Source organism: Psychrobacter sp. JCM 18900, assembly GCF_904846625.1.
Lineage (GTDB): Bacteria > Pseudomonadota > Gammaproteobacteria > Pseudomonadales > Moraxellaceae > Psychrobacter.
Window position 1 is genome coordinate 431978 of the sequence record NZ_CAJHBL010000002.1, and the last position, 26337, is coordinate 458314.

General features: G+C 41.8%; 20 protein-coding genes and 1 riboswitch. Of the genes, 12 read left to right on the plus strand and 8 right to left on the minus strand.

Annotated elements, in window-relative coordinates; all coding sequences use genetic code 11:
* The first annotated feature begins 1 nt into the window (after position 1).
* From JMX96_RS04730 to JMX96_RS04745, 4 genes are all read left to right on the plus strand, one after another.
* Complete coding sequence (locus JMX96_RS04730; protein WP_201567651.1) at positions 2 to 2131, plus strand: IucA/IucC family protein; 2130 nt, start codon at positions 2 to 4, stop codon at positions 2129 to 2131.
* 28 nt (positions 2132 to 2159) lie between these two features.
* On the plus strand, positions 2160 to 2801 hold the full coding sequence (locus JMX96_RS04735; protein WP_201567652.1) for an RraA family protein: 642 nt from the start codon (positions 2160 to 2162) through the stop codon (positions 2799 to 2801).
* 203 nt (positions 2802 to 3004) lie between these two features.
* Complete coding sequence (locus tag JMX96_RS04740) at positions 3005 to 5380, plus strand: TonB-dependent receptor (RefSeq protein ID WP_201567653.1); 2376 nt, start codon at positions 3005 to 3007, stop codon at positions 5378 to 5380.
* A 191-nt stretch (positions 5381 to 5571) separates the two neighbouring features.
* Positions 5572 to 5739, plus strand: a riboswitch (yybP-ykoY riboswitch).
* Positions 5711 to 6322, plus strand: a complete 612-nt coding sequence (locus JMX96_RS04745; RefSeq protein WP_265088978.1) for a manganese efflux pump MntP family protein — start codon at positions 5711 to 5713, stop codon at positions 6320 to 6322. It overlaps the preceding riboswitch by 29 nt.
* A gap of 1830 nt (positions 6323 to 8152) precedes the next feature.
* Here the strand turns inward: JMX96_RS04745 and JMX96_RS04750 are convergent.
* Positions 8153 to 8872, minus strand: coding sequence for a FadR/GntR family transcriptional regulator (locus JMX96_RS04750; protein ID WP_201567654.1), 720 nt, complete (start codon positions 8870 to 8872; stop codon positions 8153 to 8155).
* A gap of 127 nt (positions 8873 to 8999) precedes the next feature.
* Here JMX96_RS04750 and JMX96_RS04755 point away from each other — a divergent pair, with 127 nt between their 5' ends.
* The 8 genes from JMX96_RS04755 (at position 9000) to lldD (ending at position 17040) form a co-directional block, all read left to right on the plus strand.
* Positions 9000 to 9752 carry an SDR family oxidoreductase gene (locus JMX96_RS04755; protein ID WP_201567655.1) on the plus strand — a complete coding sequence of 251 codons (753 nt, stop codon included), beginning with the start codon at positions 9000 to 9002 and terminating at the stop codon, positions 9750 to 9752.
* Positions 9753 to 9846: 94 nt separating this feature from the next.
* Complete coding sequence (locus tag JMX96_RS04760) at positions 9847 to 10689, plus strand: fumarylacetoacetate hydrolase family protein (RefSeq protein ID WP_201567656.1); 843 nt, start codon at positions 9847 to 9849, stop codon at positions 10687 to 10689.
* Positions 10690 to 10839: 150 nt separating this feature from the next.
* Complete coding sequence (locus JMX96_RS04765; protein WP_201567657.1) at positions 10840 to 12126, plus strand: L-fuconate dehydratase; 1287 nt, start codon at positions 10840 to 10842, stop codon at positions 12124 to 12126.
* A gap of 186 nt (positions 12127 to 12312) precedes the next feature.
* Complete coding sequence (locus JMX96_RS04770; RefSeq protein ID WP_201567658.1) at positions 12313 to 13137, plus strand: amidohydrolase family protein; 825 nt, start codon at positions 12313 to 12315, stop codon at positions 13135 to 13137.
* A gap of 65 nt (positions 13138 to 13202) precedes the next feature.
* Positions 13203 to 13979, plus strand: coding sequence for an SDR family oxidoreductase (locus JMX96_RS04775; protein ID WP_201567659.1), 777 nt, complete (start codon positions 13203 to 13205; stop codon positions 13977 to 13979).
* Positions 13980 to 14037: 58 nt separating this feature from the next.
* Positions 14038 to 14373, plus strand: coding sequence for an L-rhamnose mutarotase (locus JMX96_RS04780; protein WP_201567660.1), 336 nt, complete (start codon positions 14038 to 14040; stop codon positions 14371 to 14373).
* Between the two features lie 40 nt (positions 14374 to 14413).
* Positions 14414 to 15655 (plus strand): L-fucose:H+ symporter permease, encoded by a 1242-nt coding sequence (fucP, locus tag JMX96_RS04785; RefSeq protein WP_201567661.1) that lies wholly within the window; start codon positions 14414 to 14416, stop codon positions 15653 to 15655.
* Between the two features lie 248 nt (positions 15656 to 15903).
* Positions 15904 to 17040 carry an FMN-dependent L-lactate dehydrogenase LldD gene (gene lldD / locus JMX96_RS04790; RefSeq protein WP_201567662.1) on the plus strand — a complete coding sequence of 379 codons (1137 nt, stop codon included), beginning with the start codon at positions 15904 to 15906 and terminating at the stop codon, positions 17038 to 17040.
* 440 nt (positions 17041 to 17480) lie between these two features.
* On the opposite strand, the gene JMX96_RS04795 is transcribed toward lldD, so the two are convergent.
* The 7 genes from JMX96_RS04795 to JMX96_RS04825 all read right to left on the minus strand — a co-directional run bounded on the left by JMX96_RS04795 (position 17481) and on the right by JMX96_RS04825 (position 26313).
* Positions 17481 to 17627 carry a hypothetical protein gene (locus tag JMX96_RS04795; protein WP_201567663.1) on the minus strand — a complete coding sequence of 49 codons (147 nt, stop codon included), beginning with the start codon at positions 17625 to 17627 and terminating at the stop codon, positions 17481 to 17483.
* 301 nt (positions 17628 to 17928) lie between these two features.
* Positions 17929 to 19665, minus strand: coding sequence for a BCCT family transporter (locus tag JMX96_RS04800; RefSeq protein ID WP_201567664.1), 1737 nt, complete (start codon positions 19663 to 19665; stop codon positions 17929 to 17931).
* Between the two features lie 38 nt (positions 19666 to 19703).
* Entirely contained in the window at positions 19704 to 21152 is a 1449-nt protein-coding gene (locus tag JMX96_RS04805; protein WP_201567665.1) for a C69 family dipeptidase, read from the minus strand.
* 51 nt (positions 21153 to 21203) lie between these two features.
* Positions 21204 to 22625 carry a purine-cytosine permease family protein gene (locus JMX96_RS04810; RefSeq protein ID WP_201567666.1) on the minus strand — a complete coding sequence of 474 codons (1422 nt, stop codon included), beginning with the start codon at positions 22623 to 22625 and terminating at the stop codon, positions 21204 to 21206.
* A 124-nt stretch (positions 22626 to 22749) separates the two neighbouring features.
* A complete protein-coding gene (locus tag JMX96_RS04815; RefSeq protein ID WP_201567667.1) occupies positions 22750 to 24237 on the minus strand; it encodes an aldehyde dehydrogenase in 1488 nt (495 codons plus the stop codon).
* 61 nt (positions 24238 to 24298) lie between these two features.
* A complete protein-coding gene (locus JMX96_RS04820) occupies positions 24299 to 25336 on the minus strand; it encodes an LLM class flavin-dependent oxidoreductase (RefSeq protein ID WP_201567669.1) in 1038 nt (345 codons plus the stop codon).
* 65 nt (positions 25337 to 25401) lie between these two features.
* Positions 25402 to 26313: a flavin reductase gene (locus tag JMX96_RS04825; protein ID WP_201567671.1), complete on the minus strand. Its 912-nt coding sequence runs from the start codon at positions 26311 to 26313 to the stop codon at positions 25402 to 25404.
* Between the last annotated feature and the right edge of the window lie 24 nt (positions 26314 to 26337).

Genomic DNA, 26337 nt, shown 5'->3' on the forward strand with positions numbered 1-26337 from the left:
GATGCATACATTATTTCCTGTGCAAAATTCTGTGCAAAACAACCACCTTAATGTAAATCCTGAACCAGATATCGAGGCCATACAATGGTCTTCGATTAGCCATTTGGTAGAGTGCTTTCTATTAGAGCAGTGGGTGGAAAAGCGCTATATTCAGGTAACAACCACCGCTGAGTATTTAGAAAACCATCAGACGACTCAAGCTCAATACGCGCATCAATTTTTAGAGTCTCAATTTTTAGAGTCGCTACCACAGCAGTATCAAGATTTTTTTGACCAAGACAACACGTTAATGGTGATGCAAGTTGACCAAGATAGACAGTTATTACTACTGGTCGAGCCTGCTTACGCGTCACCGTGGCGACTGTCTAAATCTTGTCTGCCTGTCATACATAACGTCAATGCCAGTCTTAACAGCAATCTTAAGAGCATCCTTAATAATAGCCATCATGTGAACAGCGCTCTGCTAGAGCCAGTAAGCTCAGCACAGCAGTTGTTAGATATCTTTTTATTAATGATGAATAGTGCCAGCTTATCTGACGTTGGTGTCTTAAAGCTAAAAGAGAGCTTAGAGGTTTCATTTATAGCGCAGCAACAGTCATCACTGGCAAATATCACAACGGCAGTTTGTCAGTATCCGCATTGGCATCAAACCTTGATTGCAGCGGAGCAGTGGGCATCACTGATGGATCGTCCGTTTCATCCACTGGCAAAAGGTAAGTTAGGATTTACGGCAACAGAATACCAATGTTATATGGCAGAGTTTAATCAGCCTATCAAGCTGGTATGGGTCGCCATCGCCAAAAGCCATGTCATGGTGGCAGAGCATGTTAAAGACATGACAATACAAAATCCAGCGTCTTATCTTTTGGATACTACGCAGCAGCAGAGTTTGATGCGAGAGCTAGATGACAAAGGTATTGCAGACACGCACATTGCGATGCCCGTACACCCTTGGCAAATGATTCATGTGGTTGATGACATGTATGCCGACGATCTTGCCAGTGGCACAGTTGTCGCCCTGACTTTTGAAGCGCTTATCACTTATGCCAGCTCATCCATGCGCAGTATGTTAATTGATGCTGATACGCCAAATAGCATTAAGCTGCCTATAGGTGTATACGCACTAAACTCAAAGCGCTACTTGCCAGCCCTCAAGCTGATCAATAGTGAAAAAAACCAAGCCATATTGATGCAGGCAAGAACGTTAGACCCTGTACTATCAGCACAGCTACGGTTATGGGATGAGCGCCTATGGTGGGGCTATATGTCTCCGTCTCATTTGCATGATAAAAGCGCTATCAATCCCTATTTTTATCAAGAAAAACCCACGCATTTAGGCGCGATGCTACGCCAATTACCAGCAGATCTGTGTGACGATGCGATTCAACTGTTACCCATGGCAAGCTTGGGTATGTTGGTCTACAAGCAAGGTGTTAGCCATCATATTTTTGACGGGATTGTTCAGGAGGGTATTCATAGTACTACCCAGAATAGTAGCCAAAACAGTGCTCAAGATAGCATCGAAGGCGCGCTACAGAATAAAAAACTTGCTGTCATAGCGTGCTTTAAGAATCTTTGTGATGTATTTTTGGGGACGATGCTGCGCTGTCTACGCCTAGGGTTTGCGCCTGAGATGCACGGGCAAAATATTGTTATCGTATTAAAAGACAATCGTTTTACCAGTCTATTATTGCGTGACCATGACTCCGTACGTATCCATCTACCATGGCTGGCACGTCATCAAATAGCAGATCCTGAGTATTTAAGCCCACCAGATTTTAAAAACCGTCTATATCGAGAGACGCCGCAAGCACTGATATTCTATCTACAGTCGCTAGGGTTATTAGTTAACATCCGAGCGATTATCGAGTCATTGGTTGAGCACTATCATATTAATGAAGATACGCTGTGGCACAAGGCAATGATAAGTATCGAGGAATCCTTGGTTACTATCGATTTTGATGACGATCAGCGTCAGGTTATTCGTAATGAGCTATTGAACAGTTCACATTACCCGCATAAGACATTGCTATTGCCTGTGATTGCCCGTGGCTCTGATCCTCATGGCAGTATGCCCGCCGGAGAAAGTAAAACAATCAATCCATTCAAGCGTGTCAAGAATAGTGGGTAAAATTATGAAATACCATAATGAGAACATAATGAATGATATTGATATTCGCGACCTTATAAACAGTTATAAAGAGATAGGTACCTCTACCATTGGTCATCTGACGGAAAAGGGGTATTTACCAGATATCAAAGCACTGAATTCATGCACGGCTACTATAGTCGGCCGAGTGTTGACGGTGCAACTAACCTCGGACAACACGGATGTGATCAATCAGGCATTGATTCAAGCAGCGCCAAATGATGTGTTATGTATTGATGCTCAGATATTGGGCGTGAAAGCATGTTGGGGAGCACTACGCACTTGCGCCGCTATCTACGAGAAACTGTCTGCGGTCATTGTTATTGGACAGGCGACTGATTCGCTACAGATTCAACAATTGGGATTTCCTGTATTTGCACAAGGTATCAGTGCTGTGACCACCTTTAAAAGCGATCACATACAAGGCACGCTAGCATCCGATATTGCCTATCGCTTTGGTGAGCAGACAACGATGATCCGTTCAGGCGATATCGCTATGATGGATAATGATGGCGTGTTTATACTGCCTGTTGATGTCGCGCAGCAGCTATTACCAGATTGCCAAAAAAAGCACAAAGAAGATGAGGTGAAGTTTCAGATATTTTTTGAGGCGTATCGTAATAATCAGCTAGATAAGTTGTTTGAGAGCTAGGGCGTGTCGCTATTTTGAGATGAGGATACACCCTAATACCATGAGAAGATAAACTTACATTATTGTAAATACACCTAGAAATAAAAACGATTATCATTTAGAATGCGATTCACAAAGTTAGTACACACAGTATTATTAGCTAAATATAACGCATACCACTATTTGACTACCCAACTAAGTGAAATAACCTAAGTGAAATAATTATGAAAAGCCATCATCAAGTTGCTCTATCCGTTCTAACCCTCTGTATTAGCCAGCAGTTATATGCACAAACCAATGATAATACGGCATCTGTGGCTGAAGATACTTCAGCAGAGCTGGCGTCGAGTGCAGCATCAACTGAGACGCCCAATGTGACTTTAGACGCCATAAACGTCACTGCACAAGCCAGAACGGGGACTGCGCTGGCGCAAAAAATCAGTGAGATGCCAGCCGTCACGCAAGTGATTACTGAAAACGAGATTCAGATGCAAGCCACGGGTGACCGTACCACTGGCGACATATTGGCACAGCTGGTTCCGAGCTTGGGGGCGAGTAGCGGCTCAACTAGTAACTACGGCACCACCATGCATGGCCGCCCTGTGCAGTTTTTGTTGAATGGTGTGCCGTTGAGCAGCTCACGTAGCCTATCACGCGAGCTAAACAGTATTGATCCTGCGCAGCTTGAGCGGGTAGAAGTGCTCTCGGGTGCTACCAGTATCTATGGTGCTGGCGCGGCAGGTGGTCTTATCAACCTTGTGACAAAATCTCTCGTGGGTTATGGCCCGATCAGACAGACCAGAGTCGGCATCAGTAGCAGCCGAGATTTTGACTCAGATTCATTGGGTTATCACGTTGGGCAAACTTTAGGATATGGTGGCGAGCGGGTTTATGGGCGTTTAGATGTCGACTATGATAGCAAAGGCGGCAAGTTTGATAGTCATGGCGATCGTATCAGCCCAGACGCCAACCAAACGGATCAACAAGATACCGAATCACTAAGTGTGAATGGTAGCTTAGGTATAGAGCTAACGGATAGCCAACGTCTTGATCTCGCAGCGACTTATTATAAAGATGAGCAGGACACCGACTATGGCCCAGACTATGGTAAGGGTTTAGGCGTATTATTTGGCGAGACACCCTCTCTAAAAGCTATTGATGGCGCGAATGTAAAAAACGAGCCTTATACGACTAAGACATCAGTCAACCTAAACTATAATAATGATGATATTGCAGGCTCAAATCTGAGTGTTACTGGTTATTATCGTGACGAAAAAGGCCGTTTTTATCCTTCTGCCAAAAGTGCAGGAAGCCAAGCAGCTGAAGTATGGCAGGCGAATGGCCTTACTGACAAAGCCACGCTGAAAAAGCTTAAAAATGCCGCCGTATTTGTGACTCAGTCAGAAGCGGATATCGAAGTCATGGGTTTGCGTGCTGCTATGCAAACAGATAGTGAAATCGCGGGTAAAAAGACACTGTTTAGCTACGGCGCTGATTTCGAACGCGAAAACAGCGAGCAAACTTACTACGGTCAAGACCTAAATACGTTTCTTGCTAGTAATGGCTTGACCGCCCAAACCAATGGGCTTACCTACAATGGTGGACCAGATACCACCATCGATAAATGGGGCGCTTTTGTCAATGCAGATGTAGATCTAACCGACAAGTGGCATACTAGCGCTGGTGTGCGTTATCAAAAGCTAAAATCTGAGACTGATACCTTTACGCCCATCTATGAGCAGCTGCTTGAAGAGTATTTTAATAGCCCTGCTATCAGTGGGACAAGTGCAGCTTATGGCATTGACTATCAAGCAGGCGACGTAGAAAAAGGCAGCACAGATCACGACAAAACCTTGTTTAATCTCGGTACTAGTTATCAATTGACACCAAATGACCAAATCTTTGCTAATTTTTCACAAGGGTTCACCACAGCGGATATCCAGCGTGCGCTGCGTGATGTGCGTGCAGGTTTTGTGGTTAACTCAGACAATGTGCAACCGATTACAACCAATAACTACGAGTTTGGCTGGCAAGGCAAACATGGCGATACCGCAGCACGCTTGAGTGGATTCTATAACGAATCAGACAAAGTCGTGCGCTTTACTGACAGCTATACCGTAGAAGTTGTCGATACCGATGAGCGCGTTTATGGCGTGGAAGGGTCACTTAGTCATGACATTAGTGATAAATGGCAAGTAGGCGGTAGTGTGGCGTACACTCGTGGTCAGTATGACAAAGATGGCGATTGGTTGGAGCTCGATGCAGTACGTCTAACACCGCTAAAAGGTACCGCATTTGCTCAGTATAACTTCGATGAAGGCAGCAATATTCGTCTACAAGCATTGGCAATCGGTGGCGATGATAAAGCCTTTAAAGACCAACAACAAGACCCTGACTCTAGTGCCTTACCTGTCACTGGTTATATGACCCTTGATGTATTAGGGCAAGTAAATATGCCAGTCGGCCGAGTAGACTATGGCGTTTATAACTTGCTTAATAAAGACTATCTAACGGTCTATCATCAAACCACATTTGGTGATTTAAACCGCTTACCTGCATCAGGCACGACTTATGGCTTAAGCTATACCGTCGATTACTAAAAAGCGCCATACATTAAAAAACCCTTCAGGCTATGTAAATTTAGAGTAAAGGGTTTTCTTATGTTCATAACTATCTAAATCATTCATCTGCTCCAAGAGTATTTGTTAATGTTTCCAACTTTACGCTTTATCAGGTGCAAAAATTATTTTTTGGCATTTTATGATTGACTTATAGCGTATCAATGCTAATCTAATCTCTCTTTGGGGAGTAGCCTGCTTTCGTACTGCGAAAGCGTTCGTATCAACATACTTGGCCACATGCCATGGTGCGAACACCTCTCGGTTGGCGAGACCATCGATATATCTACACTGCAGGTCGGGGGTGTGGCTATGTCGTGGACTCTATACTCGACCAGAGAAAATCACATGAATCCTATCGCACTTCTATTACTTACGCTTTCTATGTCTACGGATGCCTTTTCTGTGGCAATCAGTAAAGGCGCAAGTCTCAAAAACCCTCGTTTTACCGAAGCTTTCAGAATGGGTGTTATTTTTGGCACCATGGAAGCGATCACGCCTATTATTGGTTGGTTAATTGGTCACTCTGCCACATCCTTTATAGATGCGTCTTTTATTGAGGCATGGGACCACTGGGTCGCGTTTGTCATACTTTTTGCGCTCGGTCTGCACATGCTGTATGAGGGAATGAAGCCAAGTGATGAAACGGCAGAAGCACCGTCGAGACATTCTTTTTTCAAACTTGCTTTGACTGCATTTGGTACCAGCATCGATGCCATGGCTGTCGGTGTGAGCCTAGCATTTGTAAAGGTTAATATTTTACTGGCGGCAGGTCTTATTGGCTTGGCCACTACAGTAATGGTCACGCTAGGGGTGATGTTAGGAAAAGTATTGGGCTCCCTAATCGGTCATAGAGCTGAAATATTTGGTGGTGTGATGCTAATTGCTATCGGTGTATGGATTTTATTAAGCCATCTTCAATGATTATATACAAACTGCCTACTACGAACAGATGGTCATTGCGTGTATAAATTTATTATTGACTTTCAGATGTAGAAAACCTGTTTACCTAAGAAAAGCCTATCTATATTAATAGTTAGGCTTTTTGGGTCTAAAACTAGTACATTACGCTGTAGCGGCTCGCAAGAGGTCTGAAAAAAATCAGCACTATAAAACTATTAATAATTATCCGTTGTCAGCGAAGAGGCTTGAATAAAGTGCCTATATCTATGCTTATACACATGGTTGTTATTTACTAAAAAAACAGTAGACAATAAAAAAGACCTTCAATCTCTTGAAGGTCTTTTTATTAATACTTAAATGTGGTGGGCCCAGTAGGACTTGAACCTATGACCAAAGGATTATGAGTCCTTGTTTTTACAACAACAATACACAATATATAGCGATAAATAGCTGTAATTTCCGGTTGTAAGTCAGTTGATATAAGGGTTTAGATTGTAATATAAACATATCTGTCAACAAGTAGATATATCTATCAATAAATTCAAAGTATCAAAATAGTATCAAAATTAATAGTGTTAGCAGTTTTTCGAAAAGTAAGGGTCTACAAATAAAACTTTTAAGTGATTAGCAATAAAGGATATATCTTCCGTTCAATGTATGAAAAAAGTCCACATGTAGTTGGACTTTCAAATTAAAGTCCCTCAAGTATTTTTACGGATTTTGGCAGGGGTCAGATCGACTTATCAACTTCCGAAGGAAAGGTTTGAATATTCAATTCACGAATAGCAGTAGCTCTATTTTCAAACCCCAATATTAAGCACATCATCTAAGCAAAATACCAATTAAAGAAAAGTTGCTAACACTATGCACAATATAGTTTTGGCAACCTTTCTTACTTCTATAAAAATCAGTCATACCGTATATGGATTTATGATATTAATATTCTTATAACCGCACTAATTAGGTAGTTGGCATCTGACAAATCTCAAGCCAGCCTATAGAGTGATTTCTCTATAGCGCTAAACTTAGTTAAAGACAGCATGTGTCTTGAATATCAGTCAAGAGCGGTAAACATTGTCATTTGTATACGAACATGATTCATCTAGCTTAGCGGTTATGAGCCAGTCACCGCCACAATATGTGCGCTAGTCTGCGTCATAATGCAATCTAGTATGCACCCAAGCGGTTCGATTCACCTGCTGATACGTGATGGAACTCATCAAACCCCAATTTTTACAAAGCCATCTGACAAATCTTATGATTAGCAATCTGTAGTGTTAATTTTATATAAACAGGCTTAGATGAATTATCACTATAGTATTTTCATATTCTGGTTGATAATCATTATGTCTATAAATGCTACTTATAGATCCGTAATATTATAGGTAATCACATCTGATAACTTTTAAACATATGGATATAAGTTAATGCTGCAAGAGATCATTACTTCAGAACCACCTTGCCAGCCACACCATCCATTCGATAGTTTTTAATATCCTCCTCAATAACCAAGTTAATTGCTTTTTCGATCTCATTAAGGAAAATATTGAATCATTCTGTCGCTTTGTAGAGCTTATAATTGTGTTTCTTCAATTTTCGACTAATTAGTCCTATCAGATTTATAAGTTTAATGTTTTATTAACGAGCCAGCCTGTTAGGAAGCTTATTGCTTCGAGATATTGAATTAGCCACGCTTGGATAGGTGGAGTGGTTCAATAAAAAGCGTCTAAGTAATTTAATTAGCTATGGAGCACCATTTGAGTTTGCAACGCAGTATTGAGAGGATTTAATTCCATCAGGAAAAGCAGTCTGACTCCAATAAAAAACTTTAGATATTGTCGTGGCAGTTCATTAAGAATCTTCGAATATATGTATTACATTCTGCAGATGTTTCTTCATCGCATCGTGTGCTGATTGAGCATCCTGATTTTGAATGGCAGTCATAATTTCTTGATGCTCTAACTGTGAGCGTAGTGGCATATCTTCGGGAGTATAAAGACTGCGGAGCCGGCTGAAAAATTCCGTATAGTGTTTACTGAGTAAGAAACTGAGAAAAAAAGCGAAAGCATCATTTTGGCTAGATTCAGCAATACGGATATGAAATAAACGGTCACCAATATGCTCAGTAGAATGCTCCAAATTGTCTCGAACATTCATCAAGAAGGCTTCCTTAATACTTTCTAACTGTTCCTCTGTGCGGTTTTTAGCGGCCAATTCTGCCAAATGAGGCTCAATCAGCAGTCGCGCTTCCAATATTTCGAAGGGCGTAATCACTGCATCTTCTTGTAAATATGGAAGTAATAGCGGATGCACGGTTGTGTTAAATCCTGTTTGTGGATTGGCGGCATCTTGATGATCATCGATGACATATACACCACTTCCTAGTTTTACCTCAACAATTCCATTGACTTCTAAAGCAATCATAGCTTCTCGAACTGAGGTACGGCTAACACCTAATTGTAGTGCTAAGTCCCTTTCAGGTGGAAGCTTAGAGCCGATCTCATAGATTCCAGCTTTGATATCATTTTGGATCTCATTGAATATATGTTGATAAATCCGAGGCTTATGCATAAATTTCAACTTAAATTAAAAATTGGTCTTGCCAATTAAGCGAAAACATCGTAAATTGGTTGGACCAGGTATTGGTCTGCTCAATTTCAAAATTAGTTCATTATAAAGTAAAAATCAGGGAAGAAAAATGAGATTAATAAATAAAACTTGTGTCATCACAGCAGCTGCTCAAGGTATCGGTAAAGCCACTGCATTAGCATTTGCGCGCGAGGGTGCACATGTGATTGCTACAGATATTAACCAAGAACTGCTTAATGAGCTTAAAGCCCAGTCTGACAACGTTACAATTGAATATCTAGACGTCACCAATACAGAGCAAATATTTGAGTTCGCAAAAAAATATCAAGAAGTGGATGTGTTATTCAACTGTGCGGGCTGGGTACCTGCGGGTTCAATTTTAGAATGCGACCAAGAACAGTGGGAACGCGCCTTTAAGATTAATGTGGACTCGATGTATTACATGATTTCCGCGTTTCTACCGTCGATGCTCAAAAAAGGCAATGCTTCAATAATCAATATGTCTTCTGCAGCCTCGAGTATAAAAGGCGTACCCAATCGCTTTTCCTATAGCGTAACCAAAGCGGCTGTTTTGGGTATGACCAAATCCATCGCTGCCGACTACATTCTGCAAGGCATTCGTTGCAATGCCATTTGCCCCGGTACAGTCGACTCCCCATCTTTACATCAACGTATTGAAGCGCAAGCAAAAGAGCAAAATAAAACTGTGGACGAAGTGTACCAACAGTTTGTGGCGCGTCAACCCATGGGCCGGGTAGGCAAAGCAGAAGAGATTGCTGCTTTGGCGCTGTTCTTGGCTAGTGATGAATCTGCATTTACCACAGGCACTATCAATATGATTGACGGTGGTTGGTCGAATTAAAAGCGTATTCGACGAAATAACGAATTAAGTCGATAGCAGAGAGAATAAGCTATCACAGCCATTTAATAAATATTAGATTCTCAAGGAGTTAGCAATGAAACTTTTAAGATTCGGTGTAAAGGGACAGGAAAAACCAGGTATTCTGGATCAGGATGGAAATATTCGTGATCTATCTGCAGTGGTCAACGATATTCATGGTCCAGTACTAGCAACTGAGCTGGATAGAATCCGCGCTTTAGATCTAAGTTCACTGCCGAAAGTAGACGCAGAAGTACGTATAGGAGCATGTGTTAATAATATTGGTAAATTTATCTGCATCGGCCTGAATTATTCGGATCATGCGGCTGAAACGGGTGCAGAAGTACCAGATGAGCCAGTTGTATTTAATAAATGGACTAGCGCAGTGGTTGGACCAAACGATGATATCGAGATTCCGCGTAACTCGCTCAAAACCGATTGGGAAGTTGAGCTTGGTATTGTAATTGGTAAAGACGGTAGTTATATCGGTAAAGACCAAGCTATGGACTACGTAGCGGGTTATTGTGTAATTAACGATGTTTCTGAACGAGCTTTTCAGCTAGAAGGCACAGGTACTTGGGATAAAGGCAAAGGGTGTAATACTTTTGGTCCAACCGGTCCTTGGTTAGTGACCAAAGATGAAATAGAAAATCCTCATAATTTAAAAATATGGTTAGAAGTAGATGGTCATCGTTATCAAGACGGTAATACCAATACTATGATTTTTGATGTCCCAACCATCGTTAGCTATCTCAGCCAATTCATGTGCCTACAAGCCGGTGATGTGATTTCGACAGGCACTCCGCCAGGCGTAGGTCTGGGGCAGACTCCACCCGTTTATCTTAAGCCGGGACAAGTGATGCGTCTCGGTATTGAAGGGTTGGGCGAGCAGCATCAAAACGTGATTGCTGCCCAATAACTATCATTCCGTAATTTAAATCTAGCCTCCTATCTTTCACTTGCATGGTAATCGATGCAGGAGGGAGGCTCTGTTTGCAAAAAATATGACTTATCGATGCTAATTATCGATGCTAATCGCCAAAAATAACGTTAAAAATGGATTTTTATCATGCTTAAAATTACAGACCTAGAAGTCTTAGACATCAGATTCCCCACCTCACAACACCTAGACGGCTCGGATGCCATGAATCCTGATCCGGATTATTCTGCCGCTTATGTCATTTTAAAAACAGACGATGCAGCACTGTCTGGTCATGGCCTCACTTTCACTATTGGCCGTGGCAATGAAATTTGCTGCACGGCTATCGAAGCGATGCGTCATTTGGTCGTGGGCTTAGATATCGACGAAATTAAACAAAACCCAGCCTTAATGTGGCGTCATTTGACATCAGACAGCCAATTGCGTTGGATCGGTCCTGACAAGGGCGCAATGCATTTAGCAACAGGCGCGGTGGTTAATGCCATTTGGGACTTATGGGCGAAAAATGAAGGTAAGCCGGTATGGAAGCTGGTAGCTGACATGACCCCTGAACAAGTGGTGAATTGTATTGACTTCAGTTATATCACCGACTGCATTACCCCGGAAGAGGCGCTGATACTACTAAAAGGGAATGAAGCCTCTAAAGATCAGCGTGAGCAAACGCTGCTGCAAGAAGGCTATCCCTGTTATACAACTTCCGCAGGCTGGTTAGGCTATAGCGATGAAAAGCTAGCTCGCCTGTGTCAGGAAGCGATAGACGAAGGTTTTAATTACATTAAGTTGAAAGTCGGTCGTGATGTGGCAGAAGATATCCGCCGCGTGAGTATTGCTCGTGAAATTATGGGTCCAGACCGCCATTTGATGGTCGATGCCAATCAAATTTGGGAACGTCAAGAAGCCATTGACTGGATGCAGGAATTAGCATTTGCCAAGCCCTGGTTTATTGAAGAGCCCACTTCTCCAGATGATGTAGAAGCCCACCGTGCTATCCGTCAAGCCATTGCTCCTATTGAAGTGGCCACAGGAGAGATGTGTCAAAACCGCATTATGTTTAAGCAGTTCATTATGCGCGAAGCCATCGATGTAGTGCAGATTGATGCCTGCCGTATGGGTGGTATTAATGAAGTGCTGGCCGTGTTATTAATGGCCGCAAAATATGATTTGAAAGTATGTCCACATGCCGGTGGCGTAGGCTTATGCGAATATGTTCAGCATTTATCCATGATTGATTATCTATGGTTCTCTGCCAAGAAAGATGACCGAGTCACAGAATTTGTCGATCATTTGCATGAGCATTTCGTTGAGCCATGTGTCATTGAAAACGCTGCTTATATGCCACCACAGATGCCAGGTTTCTCAATTGAAATGAAGCCGGCTTCCATTCAACAGTATTTATTCCGCAAGGAAAAGGCGTGAGTAAAAAACAGGTCTAGCCGTTTTAATAGGACTTAAAGCTATTTATGTCAAAAGATGACTGAATACACAAGCCACCATTGAAGAATTGCGGCAAAAATTATAGTTAGGCTTTTTTGGAATGACTATATTATGGTTGCTCAAGCGCGATTAGAAAATGTATAAAAAGCCATTAACAAGGAGCGTTAAGTGATCGATAGTCATTTACATTTTTGGCAGTATTCTCCGGATGATTTTCCTTGGATTAAGGGGGATTTAGCGCCCATTGCAAAGGATATGCTGCCAAAGGATTTATGCCCTCAACTTACCGATAATATAGACGGTATTATCGCAGTGCAAGCAAGACCATGCGCAGCAGAAAATGACTACCTCAATGACCTTGCCCAGCAACATGAGTTGATCAAAGGGATCGTTGGTTGGTTTGATTTTGAACAGGATGCCGATAGGCAGTTGGAGGTATTTAAGCGCAATCCAAAGATGAAAGGCTTTCGCCATATGCTACAGGACGAAAAAAATCCCAGTGCGTACATAACCCATCATAAAGGGTTTAACGCAGGCGTTGAAAAAATTCAGCAGGCAGAATTGTTATACGGTGTCCTAATCCATCAAAAAGATCTCGATGCAGCCGTACAATTTTGCCAGCGGCATGACCGTCATGAACTAGTGGTCGATCATCTAGCAAAACCGCAAATGTATAGCAAAGCAGGTTTTGAGTGTTGGATTAAAATGATGCAACGCCTTGTACCATTAAAACATGTCAATCTAAAAATCTCTGGTTTAGTCACTGAAGGTGGTCCCAACTGTAAGGCAGAAGATTTCCAAGCCCATCTCGATATGGCGTTAGAGCTGTTTGGTCCAGAGCGCTTGGTTTGGGGTTCAGACTGGCCAGTGTCTTATGCCACGCATTCTTATACGCAGTTGATGGATTTTTGGCAACAATGGTCGCAGCAGTGGAGTGACTCAGAGCGTCTACAAGTCGAGAGTGGTACCGCTCAGCGCCTGTACAAGTTGTAAAAATATATAAGTAAGCTCAGGTGAATTCGAGACATTAACATCAAAAAAATCAGGAGTACGTTTAAATGGATTTAAAACTAAAGAATAAAGTATTTATCGTGACGGGTGGTGGCGCAGGTATTGGCGGCGCTATCAGTTTGTCATTGGCGCAAGAAGGGGCTGTAGTGGCTATTTTTGGACGTTCAGACTTGAAACCGGCATTTATCGAAGCGTTAGAGGAACAGCAAGCTGTTTACTCCTTTCATAAGCTGGATTTGCAGCATGAAGAGGCGTGCAAGCGAGAAGTGGCGTCCGTGGTTGAGAAGTATGGTCGCCTTGACGGCTTAGTGAACAACGCTGGTGTCAATGACAATGTGGGCTTGGAAGATGGTGTAGAAGCTTTTAAACAGTCGCTAGATAAAAATCTAATTCACTACTTTATTATGGCGCATTACTGCATTGCTCATCTCAAAGACAGTAAAGGCAGCATCGTAAATATCGGCTCTAAAGTGGCGGTAACTGGTCAAGGCCATACCAGTGGTTATGCAGCATCTAACGGGGGTCGTTTGGCGCTAACTCGAGAGTGGGCGGCGCAGTATCGCAATGATGGTGTGCGTGTGAATGCCGTTCTACCAGCAGAAGTCATGACGCCGCTTTATCAGCGTTGGATTGATAGCTTTGACAATCCACAAGAAAAACTGGATCAAATCACCAAAAATATTCCTTTTGGCCATCGCATGACTACCGATCAAGAAATCGCAGACACCACTGTATTTTTATTGTCAGTACGGTCATCGCATACCACCGGTCAATTACTATTCGTAGATGGCGGTTATACCCACTTAGACCGAGCATTGACTTAATTAAATAGGCTTGGGAACAAGCCAATCTCGCTAGAAGATCTTAAGCAGGAGAGCTTAAATGAAACGCTATTGTTTAGCGCTTGATCTCATCAAGGATGTGGAAAAAATAAAGCAGTATCAGCACTTTCACCAAAACATCTGGCCTGAAATTGCTACCAATATTAAGCAGCGTGGTGTGCTAGATATGCAAATTTGGCAAATAGAAAGTCGGCTTTTTATGATCATGGATACTCGCGACGATTATGATCCCGCCGTAGCCAATGAGATTGCGCTGTCTGAGCCGAAGAATGTGGAATGGGAGACCTTGATGTCTCAATTTCAGCAATCATTGCCAAGCTCTGCGGCAGATGAAAAATGGGTAGAAATGACAAAAATATTTGATTTAAACCCATGAATTAAAAACAAGGACGTAGCTCTTTACAAGGATGTAATACATGAAAGCGAAAATAACGGAACCACAATTCCGATTAGGTTTTATATTGGTCACTACACTGTTTTTTATGTGGGGGCTTTCATATGGTTTAGTCGATGTTTTAAATAAGCATTTTCAAGAGGCATTACACATTACTAAAGCGCAATCAGGCTTAATTCAGGCCGCCTATTTTGGCGCTTATTTTGTCATTGCCTTACCTGCAGGCTTGTTTATCAATAAGATGGGCTATAAAGCTGGTATTATTTTAGGCCTGTCCTTATATGCCGTTGGGGCTTTGCTGTTTGTACCGGCAGCCATGCAGTTAACCTTCGGTTTTTTTCTATTTGCTTTATTTGTATTGGCATTAGGATTAGGCTGTCTAGAAACAGCTGCCAATCCGTATGCCTCGGCACTGGGTGATCCGGCAACCGCAGAACAGCGTTTAAACTTATCCCAATCATTTAACGGCCTTGGCCAGTTTTTTGGTCCATTAATTGGTGGGCTATTCTTTTTCAGCGAGGGCGGTTCAGCCGCTTCAGGCGATTTTACAGCGGTAACCTATACCTATGTAGGTATCGCGTTGGTGGTCGTGGTATTGATTGCCTTATTTGCCAAAGCTAAACTACCTGATTTACTTGAAAATGAAGAAAAGCTCGATGCCGTTAATGCGCAAAAAGATAACGTCTCAATGTGGTCTCATAGCGAATTTAAATACGGTGTTATCACCTTGTTTTTCTATGTAGCCGCCCAAGTTGGGGTGGGAGCGTTTTTTATTAACCTAATGGTAGAAACGTGGCCAGACAGTTCGAGCCAGCAAGGTGCTTACTTCCTATCGATCGCGATGCTAGCGTTTTTGATTGGCCGCTTCGTGAGCACGGCATTGATGTCTAAGATTGCGGCAAACAAACTGTTGATGATCTACGCTATTATTAACATAGTACTTTGCGCGGTGATCCTTTCAGGCGCTGCCTATATTGCTGTCATTGCTGCCATTGCCATCTTCTTCTTTATGTCGAGCATGTTCCCAACTATTTTTGCAATGGGCGTGAAGAATCTAGGATCCAAAACTAAGATTGGCAGCTCGTTTATGATTATGGCGATTGTTGGTGGTGCGGTGATGCCATACTTCATGGGTAAAATGGCGGATCATTTTGGGACTCATATTGCTTATGTCTTGCCATTAGTTTGTTTCATTATAGTGTTAGCTTATGCCTTCAGCTATAAAAATACAGCATTAGTCAAAGCGGAATCGGTAGCTCATTAAGGCTGTATATAGATAGACAAGCCACTCTATATTTGCTGCAGAATCACTGGTGTAAAGTTATAGCTGCTGTGAGTCTATTACGACTTCTAATCAGTCATTTATACTAGTGATTTGCACCATATATCAGTTTTAGTGTGCATTGGCTTTATGGTTTATTAAATTAAAACTATTCGTGCAAAAATATATCTCACAATTTGAGTTTCAAGAATATTATCTAGACATTGAATAGAATACAAAAGGGCAAACGTATGATTATTTCATCTGCAAATGACTACAGAGCTGCTGCCAAGCGCCGACTGCCACCATTCTTGTTTCATTATATAGATGGCGGTGCTTATGATGAACATACCTTAAAACGTAATACTGAAGATTTATCACAGATTGCCCTTAGGCAACGTGTACTGAATGATATGTCACAACTGAGCTTAGAGACGCAGTTATTTAATGAAACCCTGTCTATGCCAGTAGCATTATCACCCGTGGGTCTGACAGGCATGTATGCGCGCCGCGGAGAAGTACAGGCCGCTATGGCAGCCGATAAAAAAGGCATTCCGTTTACAATGTCGACGGTTTCTGTTTGTCCGATTGAGGAGGTGGCGCCTAAAATCAACCGTCCGATGTGGTTTCAGCTTTATGTATTGAAAGACCGAGGCTTTATGCAAAATGCCCTAGAGCGTGCCAAAGCTGCAGGATGTTCGACACTGGTCTTCACAGTAGATATGCCAGTACCAGGGGCACGCTACCGCGATGCACACTCTGGTATGAGTGGTAAAAACGCAGCTATGCGCCGTTACTTACAGTCTATGACGCATCCCCAATGGGCGTGGGACGTAGGACTAAATGGCCGTCCGCATGATCTGGGAAATATTTCTACTTATTTAGGTAAGCCTACAGGGTTAGAAGATTATATAGGCTGGCTGGGTAATAATTTTGATCCTTCTATTTCTTGGAAAGATTTAGATTGGATTCGAGAATACTGGGATGGGCCGATGGTCATCAAAGGTATTTTGGATCCAGAAGATGCTAAAGACGCAGTACGTTTTGGGGCAGATGGCATAGTTGTATCTAATCATGGTGGGCGACAGTTAGATGGTGTTTTATCAAGTGCGCGGGCACTGCCTTCTATTGCCGATGCGGTGAAAGGAGAGATTAAAATTTTAGCAGACTCTGGTATACGCAATGGCTTAGATATTGTGCGAATGTTGGCTTTAGGGGCCGATATTTGTATGCTAGGGCGCGCATTTATATATGCTTTAGCGGTGGGTGGCGGTGCAGGGGTAAGTAACTTGCTAGATCTGATAGATAAAGAGATGCGCGTCGCGATGACTTTGACTGGCGCCAAAAAGATTACTGATATTAATTCAAACTGTCTGGTAAAACCCTGATATTAAAAGCATTGTCTAAGAAAATGAAACCTCATATCTAAGCCCTACATGCTGTATAAATATTAGCATGTAGGGATTTTCCGATTTGTCAGAGTAAAATTGATCTATGGTATCTGTAGATATTGATGATATTTTAAGTACCGCAATATTGAAGGACTTACTACCTAATAAGTTATAGTTTTAATAAGAACTTGATGTACTTTAGCGATAACTATTTCTAGTATCAATCTCAATTTTTAGCATAGGTCGACTACAAAATTGACTATATTAGTGTATTTGCACCGACTCTAACACTTGCTGGCATGCTTGAGCCAAATAAGGGTCAACACCGTCATGTTTAAGCACCCATTTAATATAACCAGTACCTTCAGAGCTTGTAGCTAAGTCTGCGATAGCCTTGCTCTTATATTTACTAAAACTTAAATGTATGGGTACATGTGCTATTTGTCTAAATTATATAAGTTATCCAAACCAGTGATAACATAACCTTGATTGTTAGCTAGAGTAATCAGACTACCAAGCACTAGTTCAGTGAAGTAAATATCAGCAATGGCAGCATGCATTTTCTTTGCTTGAGCACGTGCCACATCTCGGTGGAAGGGTAATTTCCCCGAAAAATAAGAATACTCATAAATATGTAATTGCTTTATACAGTATTAGAAGATCAATTTGTATAGAACTTACTTCTTTAGAAAGTAGTTTCTCAAACCAAAAAAATCACTCTAGCTATTTAAGCTAGAGTGATTTTTTGTCTACGCAATAAGATAGGTAGCATATCAGTTACGTAGATACAGCAAGATTTTGATTTCTTACAAAGACAGAGCCTTTATGAAATACCAGTCTAATTATAAGAGTTCTGACACAGGTGATGCTTTACATGCACACTAATCATTTTTCTCTTGATCTTATATTATCTAAAATAAGAGCTTTCAATAAGCTAATTGCCATCAAAATAATGATGAGTGAAAAGGGTATTGCGGCAATAATCATAGCCGAGGTAATAGCACTCAATCCACCAGCTAATAACAATGCTGCAATAACGGAAGCTAGAGCAAGACCCCACACGATGATGTGTTTTTGGCCATTTTCAACTTCGACCTCACCTCCAGCATTTAGCATATTGACAACTAGCAGAGCAGAGTCAGCAGAAGTAACCAAATAGGTTAATAGCAATACCACCACCATCGCTGATAATATTTTTGCCATCGTTGGCTCTAACATAAAGCCAATAATCTCGAATAGCTGAGCGGTTAACCCTGACTCAAATATTTTGCCACCAGCAATACCACTTAATTCTAAATCGATGCCAGTACCACCAATGAAAGAGAACCAGACAAACAGTGTCAGACTAGGCGCTACGATACCAATCAATCCAAATTCACGAATGGTACGGTTTTTGGAAATACGTGCTAAAAACATACCAACGAATGGTGCAAAAGCAATCCACCATGCCCAGTAAAAAATAGACCAACTGGTTTGCCAGCTACCCAATTCAGTATTGGGATCCCAGACAGTAAGTACCATGGCAGGTAAGTGCAAGACGTAGGTAAAGATACCTTTGCCCAGCATTTCTAGGGCGAACATAGAGGCCCCAAAAATCAAGAAAAAAGCTAAAAGGGAAAATGACAATACCATATTGATATTACTTAGCCATTTGACGCCGCGTCCAACACCTGACAAAGCAGAAATCATCGCTAGGCACATGACCACAAATAACGATAGTAACAATGCTCCGGTGGTTGGCTCAGGGGTATTAGTGTTGGTCACTAGCCAAGTAATACCAGTAATACTGTATAGCCCAGAAGCAAAAGAACTTAAGCCAATACCAATCGTTTGTGCAATACCAAATATCGTGGCAATTACTGCAGATATATCAATGATATGACCCAATAACCCTTCTAAGTGTCTACCAAATAAAGGTGTTAATGCTGAGCGCATGGTTAATGGTAATCCACGAGAATAACTGAAATACGCCAAACAAATACCGACTAAGCAATAAGTTGCCCAAGCACTGATACCCCAGTGAAGAAAAGAGTAGCGAAAGGCTGCGTCTAGTGCTGACTCAGTTTTGGGTAATACCACGCCATCGATAGCAGTTAAAGTACTGGCCGCCACTTGGTCTTGATAAAAATTGAATACATCAGCACCTTGAGGTAGCTTGAGACCATTAGCATTCAACGCTGACATGATTATTTCTTTGGACATAATAGTGTCGGGATTGTTTGCCAAATGCCAAATAGGTTCGGCAGCACTATAGGTGAGTACACCAATACCAATACCTGCCCCAAAAATCATGGAAAACCATGAAAAATTTGAAAATTCAGGTTTCCCATTAGGGTCGGAGCCAAGTTTAGTGCGTCCAAACGATGGCCATAAAATAGCGGTCAGGCAAACAAATATATAAAAAGCGATAGAATACGTATAGTAGCTATTGAGATTGGTATAAGACCAATTTTTCATATTATCCAGAATCGCACCGGAACGATCAATGTCGCTTAAAATCCAGATAACAACTAATGTCACCAAAACCTTCGATGTTATGGTGACAATACGGTTAAAACCTTTGTAGAAACCTTTGTCATGAGTTTTTATATTTAACTCTGTCAATGGGGGACGAATAGGCATAGTTTCTTCCTTAAAACTAAATGCAATGAATTATTAATTTATAGCCATTCAACGATGGTATTGCTCAGATACTTACCCTTTATATATTTTCCTAGTCTCAATGCTTCTTTATAGGCTTTTGTAGCACTGTCATGAGTGAAATTAGCTAACTCGTCAATACATTTATCTTTATCTAAAGTCGCCAAGTTATTATTCAAAGCCAACTGTTCAGAGAAAAATGTTTGTTGCAACTTGCTGAACTCAGGCTTTACTAATTTGTTGGCTATAGCGTCATAATTTCGGTAACAAAGTTGCCCGACTTCTTGAAATGCCCACCAAGCTGAATCTAAGTCATAATCACCAGTGTTTGCTATTTGATAAGGGTGAGGTATGTCACTTGTCACTATATAAAAAGGGACGAAGCAACTTAACTTACTAGCTGCAGGTGCTATCCACATACACCCTTCTTGCATTTCATCAGCTTCAGAAAAGCGCTTATTGCCTTTAAATTCAAAGACCATGGAAAAGACGGTCCCACTCTGTCCAATACTGTGGCTTACCTCCATCCAAAGAGGGTTGCGAGCCATCCCTGCTTCTTGGTATTTGGATAAGTCATATTCAGTTCCTTCAAAGGTATCGCGCAAAATATCCATCATATTTAAAATAGATATTTTTTTACTAGGCTTGCCTTTATAAATGTATAAACTAGGATTATGTTTTAACTCACATAATCTATGTACACAGTTATATCTTCTCAGTCTGTTTACATCCTTATCTGTACCACCGAAGGCCTCCGAAACAATCGGTCCTTGACCAAAAATTTTGGAAAAATTAAAAGTGTCGCCTTCATGATATAGGTCGCTCGCTAGAGCATATGAGCGCAGATGTGATGAATACATGAATGTATCATCGTCTAGAAAATCAATCTCTTGTGTACCAAAACAGTTAGGGCGGCATTCAACTTCATCATTATTTACCTTTCTTGCTACCCATAGCCCACCTGGAACAACCTCTAAGAAGAATCCTTCATTGGGGTCGGCTACTGCTATGGTAACGGCACCAGAACCGCCTTCTATAGAAGATACGGTGTAGCCGTATTGATCGATTAGTTCACCAATCATTTCAATAGATTGCCTAGCCGTTTTACCTCTTTCTAAAATTAAAATTGATAGATCATCAGCTTCTAAGATGTCTGTATCTTGTTGGTTGTTGTGAAAGTTATAGACACCTGTCATGCCTACTGCAACCTGATTTTCGTTCATACCATCAGCCCATGAAAGATGCCGAGTACCTGTCTCATAGTCACAAACTGTATATGTGTAGGCAAATGTCTCTGGCAATTGTGGTATTTCTATACCCTTTACGGTGAGAAAAGTATCTTCACTGCCATACGATTTATGAGGTTTGTGATGGACTTGACCTGGACTACCTGGCCAATCATTGTTTACACCCATAATCACGCAGCCAGTTGTGGTGGTATTACGCCCTGCTATGACCGAGAAACACATGGTTATTACTCCTTTTTATGCTGTATATCTCTCAATATTCATATCTCAGATTCAGACTGAAACGTTCTGAGTGCTAGCTGCACTCTTGTTTGCTGCACCTCTACCTAGAAGGTAATAAACAATACAAGTCACTAAGAAACTAAAGAACACACTACCTATAGTATTACTGACAAAAGAGATATTCGGAGCAACGAAGTATGACCCTGCACCTATAAACCAAGAGATAATAGCCATGATATTGATGCCATTGCCGTACCAGTACGGTCCAGTTTTGTCGTTGAATTTAGTAATGTCATAGTTTTGCTTACGCATTAGATAGTAATCAACCAACATAATAGCGATGCAAGCTGGAAAAAATGCGCCTAGGAAAATGAGAAAGACTTGGAAAGTATCTAGGAAGGAGCCTAGTATTAGAGGAGAGAATCCAATGAGAGCAGCTAACACACCCACGCTAATCATTGAGATTTTGGCTGGTAATTTTTCGATAATATTGGCAGTTGAAAAGCCACCCGAATATATATTGATCATATTAACGGCAACGGTAGAGATGACAATTAATATGTTTGCTACCATGCCCATGCCCAATGTGCCAGTAATATAAGCTAAATCTGCAGAGTATGGGTCAAACAAACCATTGTTCATAACGGCAACGGCGATTGCACCAGCGGCACCAACAATAAGAAACCAGAGCATACCAAATGCTGCACCAAGCATTGGCCAAACTGTAGCTGCTCTTTTGCTAGTCGTATAGCGAGTATAATCAGCGATACACATGACCCATGCAAAGCCATTAGCCAAGACAATATCTAGACCACCACCCATGGTTAAGGACCAAGTAGTGTTCTTTGGGTTGTCTGCTAATGACCAATTCCATAGATCAGCAAAAGAAACTAAGGTAAAGACTTTGTATGATATCCAAACACTTAACACTACTAGACAAACGACAGCTATCATTTGCGCTTTGGAGATATATTTAGCCCCGTATACAGCGGTAGCAGTTGAAACAAATAGAATTAGAAGAACAGAGATAATAATATTACCCGCGGAGTAAATATCGCCGCCAGTAAAGGAGGTGATTATCGTAGATAACGCTGTGGCTGCAATATAAGTATTTACACCACACCAACCAACGAATTGTAACGCATTAAGAACGGACGGTAATTTACTACCTTTGATGCCAAAAGGTACTCGGCACAAACCCATGTTAGTTGACGCTATTTTATAGCCCATGAATCCCACTAAGGCTAGAATAATATAAACGATCGGATTACCTATTAAAGAGGCAATAATGACTCCACTCAAACCCAAAGCACCCATGATGGTGCCCATATACCAAGTAGTAGGATTCGCGTTTGCGCAGATCCATGTGGACATCATCTCCTTGCCACCATAGTATCTTGCGTCTAAGGGTACATATTCATCAATCGCATAATCGCGAACTTTGTTTTGTTGAGTATCATTGGTATTTTCCACTGTAAATTCCTTTTCATATCTTATTTAAGGTAGATCTAAAATCATGGAAGATTTTTTTAGCAAAGATCAGACAAATAGCTATAACATTCTCTTCAAAACAAAGTCCTCTAATGACATTTATTCATTACCTCATGATAAAAGGATTGGCCATCGGCTCCGCTGAGATATTGATCCATGTCGTTTTTGTACGAGTATATTGAAGTACAGATTCGCTACCAGCTTCACGGCCATAACCAGACTGATTGTAGCCACCGAAGGGTGCTGTAGGAGAGATAGCTCGATAGGTGTTTACCCAGCAAATACCTGAACGAATCTGTTGTGAGACACGGTGAGCTCTCGCTAAGTTTTGAGTAAATACACCAGAGCCTAAGCCATAGACGCTGTCATTTGCCATAGCAATGACTTCGTCTTCAGTGTCGAAAGCCACCAAAGACATTACAGGTCCAAACATCTCAACGCTTTGGGTTTCGATATCAGTATGAGGACATTCGACTAAGGTAGGAGTAAAGTAATTGCCGCTAGCTAAAGCAGGGTCGGTAGGAGGCTGACCACCGAAACGAATGGTAGCGCCTTGTGAAACTGCCTTCTGAAGAGTATCTTTAATACGATCGACTTGAGCTTTAGTACATAAAGGACCTACGTGAGTACTGGTATCAAGAGGATTGCCGATGACAATATTTTTCGCTTTTTCTTCTACACGTCTGATAATTTCAGGCAGGATAGAGCGATGAACAAACCCGCGAGAACCCGCCACACAAGACTGTCCAGAAGCACCAAAGTTTCCAGCAATTAGACCGTTGGCCGCACTTTCTAAGTCAGCATCATCAAAGACGATAATTGGCGATTTACCACCTAACTCTAAGCTAGTAACTGCAAAGCTATTGGCAGAGTTTCTGACTACATGTCTTGCTGCATCGGGCCCACCAGTAAATGCAATTTTATCTACGTCGGGATGGCTAGTAAGTGGAATGGCACAGTTTTCAGCATCACCTGTGATTACAGATACGACACCTTTAGGGAAGCCTGCTTCTTCCACGAGCTCTGCAAAAGCAAACATAGGGCAGGGCGCTATTTCAGAAGCCTTCAAAATGATAGTGCAACCTGCTGCTAGCGCTGGTCCTAGCTTAGTCGCTGTTAAAAACATTTGCGCATTCCATGGAACAACAGCAGCTACTACGCCAATAGGTTCACGTGTAGTAAAAACGTGCATATCTGACTTATCAATTGGTAGTGTAGCGCCTTCTACTTTGTCGGCTAGCCCTGCAAAGTAACGATAATAATCGCTGACATAACGAGTTTGAGCCACAGTTTCGTGAGCCAGTTTGCCACTGTCTGTCGTTTCAATTCTTCCTAGTTTTTCGGCGTTTTGCTCGATTAGATCTGCTAATTGATACAGTAATTTTCCGCGTTGAGTGGCAGTCATCTTAGCCCATTCAGGGTTGCTCAAAGCAGCCTTGGCACCATCGACAGCGCGTTCGACGTCAGCAGGGCTAGCACAGGCAAAAGTTGCCCATGCTTCATTCGTCGCAGGGTTATAGCTGTCTAGGACTTGGTTGGTGCTCCCTTCGCACCACTCGCCATTGATATAGAGTTGATAATGAGGTTTGGCCATGGTGGTTCTCCAAATTTCTTATTGGGTTATCTGTTTATCATTTACTAGAAACTAAGTATGGTTATGCAAATGCTGGCATGACGTCATCAATAAAACGGCGCAAGGATGCCTGTTTCTGCTCGAAAGTCATACTAGAGTCAATCCAAAATGCAAACTCGTCATAACCCAATCCTTCATATACTTTGAGTTTTTCGATGACCTGATCAGATGTGCCAATAGGCATGTTTTCTAACATTTTTTCAGGAGCATACATGTCGATTTTTGCCATTTCTTCTTCGCTCAATGGCTCAAGCAGTCCTTGACGAATAGGACGTTCGTTTTTGAACCACGCGCCAAAATAGCAGTAGAAACGGCTGATACATTTGGCCGCTTCAGCAACGTCATTCGCATCACTACCAACATAAGCATGTTGCAAAAGCATGATTTTCGGGTTTTTACCTTCGCCGTGTTCAGCTTTGGCATTGTTAAAAGCAGTCATTAGATTTTGAATCTCTGTCATCCCTTGCCACAGTGGAGTGACTTGAACGTTACAACCATTTTCTACCGCAAAGTTGTGGCTGTGAGGGTCACGTGCTGCAATCCACATTGGTACGCCACCTTTTTGTAAAGGTTTTGGCGCTGAAGTTGTCGATGGGAATTGGGTATATTTTCCATCATGGGTATAGTCGCCTTTCCACAATTGCTGTACAGCAGGAACCAGCTCACGCATACGCCCGCCAGCTTCCATTGCATCCATACCAGGCATTAAACGTTCGTATTCGAAATTATAGGCGCCGCGAGCAATTCCCAGATCCAATCTTCCTTTGGTGAGAATATCAGTCATTGCTGCTTCACCAGCAAGTTTGATAGGATGCCAAAATGGCGCAATGACTGTACCTGTACCCAGTCGCACATTTTTAGTGTGATGAGCCAGATCAACTAGGTTTAAAAACGGATTAGGAGCAATGGTAAAATCCATACCATGGTGTTCACCAGTCCAGATGGCATGCATTCCACCTTGGTCAGCCATTTTTGCTAGCTCGATAAAATCGTTATGGAGCTGTTGATAGCTCTGTGATTCATCAATTCTTTCCATATGTAAAAATAAAGAAAACTTCATAACACAATTCCTTTGTTTATTTTTTAGTGTGACTTTTAACTTAGTATTGACGATAAATATAAAGTTTAATGAACATTGCCGTGTTCTTCTTGACCGACATATACACCGTACAACCCATTTTTATTTTCAGTTGCGTAGCGTGTCATCATCGAACTCATGGCCGGTGTAATAAAATGCTGTTCGGAAATACTATCGATTGAGATATATTCACCTAGCCCTTTAGGGTCAGCCGATTGAGCGGTAGCTCGATAAAAAATGTAATTGGTATTTGTTTTAGTATTCTCATAAATAGAGAAGACAGCGCCCAACTGAACGTCAATATTACTGTCTGCTAAAAACTGTTGGATCGTGCTAACGGCATTGGTATTGTCATCGGTAGTCGTACTAGGCAAGGTTGCTTTGCCATCCTTTTGACTGAGTAGGATTTTTCCATTGTGCTCTATAATCACACCCACATTGACATGTTTTTCTTGGGTACTGATTTCTGCGGCTTCACGCTCTAGTGCTAAGCTGAAATAACCTCCAGACGCGTAGCCCAAGCCATATCCTTCACGAGATGAAAAATCAAGCACTTCACCAATCAAGAGGTGATGATCACCAGCGTCGAGATTACGGTCTGTTTTACAAGAAAAATGTGTCAAGGCACCTTTTATAATTGGATTGCCGTATTCATCTTTATGCCACTCAATTTGACTAAAGCGCTCGTCTTTTGAGCCCGCAAAGATGTTCGAGATGTTCTGTTGATCTTCGCTCAAAATATTGACAGCAAAATGTTCACAATTAGCGAATACATCGAAGCTAGATAACGATTTTGCTGGGCATACTAGTAGAAGTGGTGGATCCAGTGATACTGATGTAAAGGAGTTAGCAGTGAAGCCAACAGGTTTGCCTTCATTGGACATCGCAGTTATCACAGTAACGCCAGTCATATAGCTACCAAAGGCTTTGCGTAGGGTTTTAGGATCAAGTTGCTTCATGAGAACCTCTTTTTAAAAATAGGC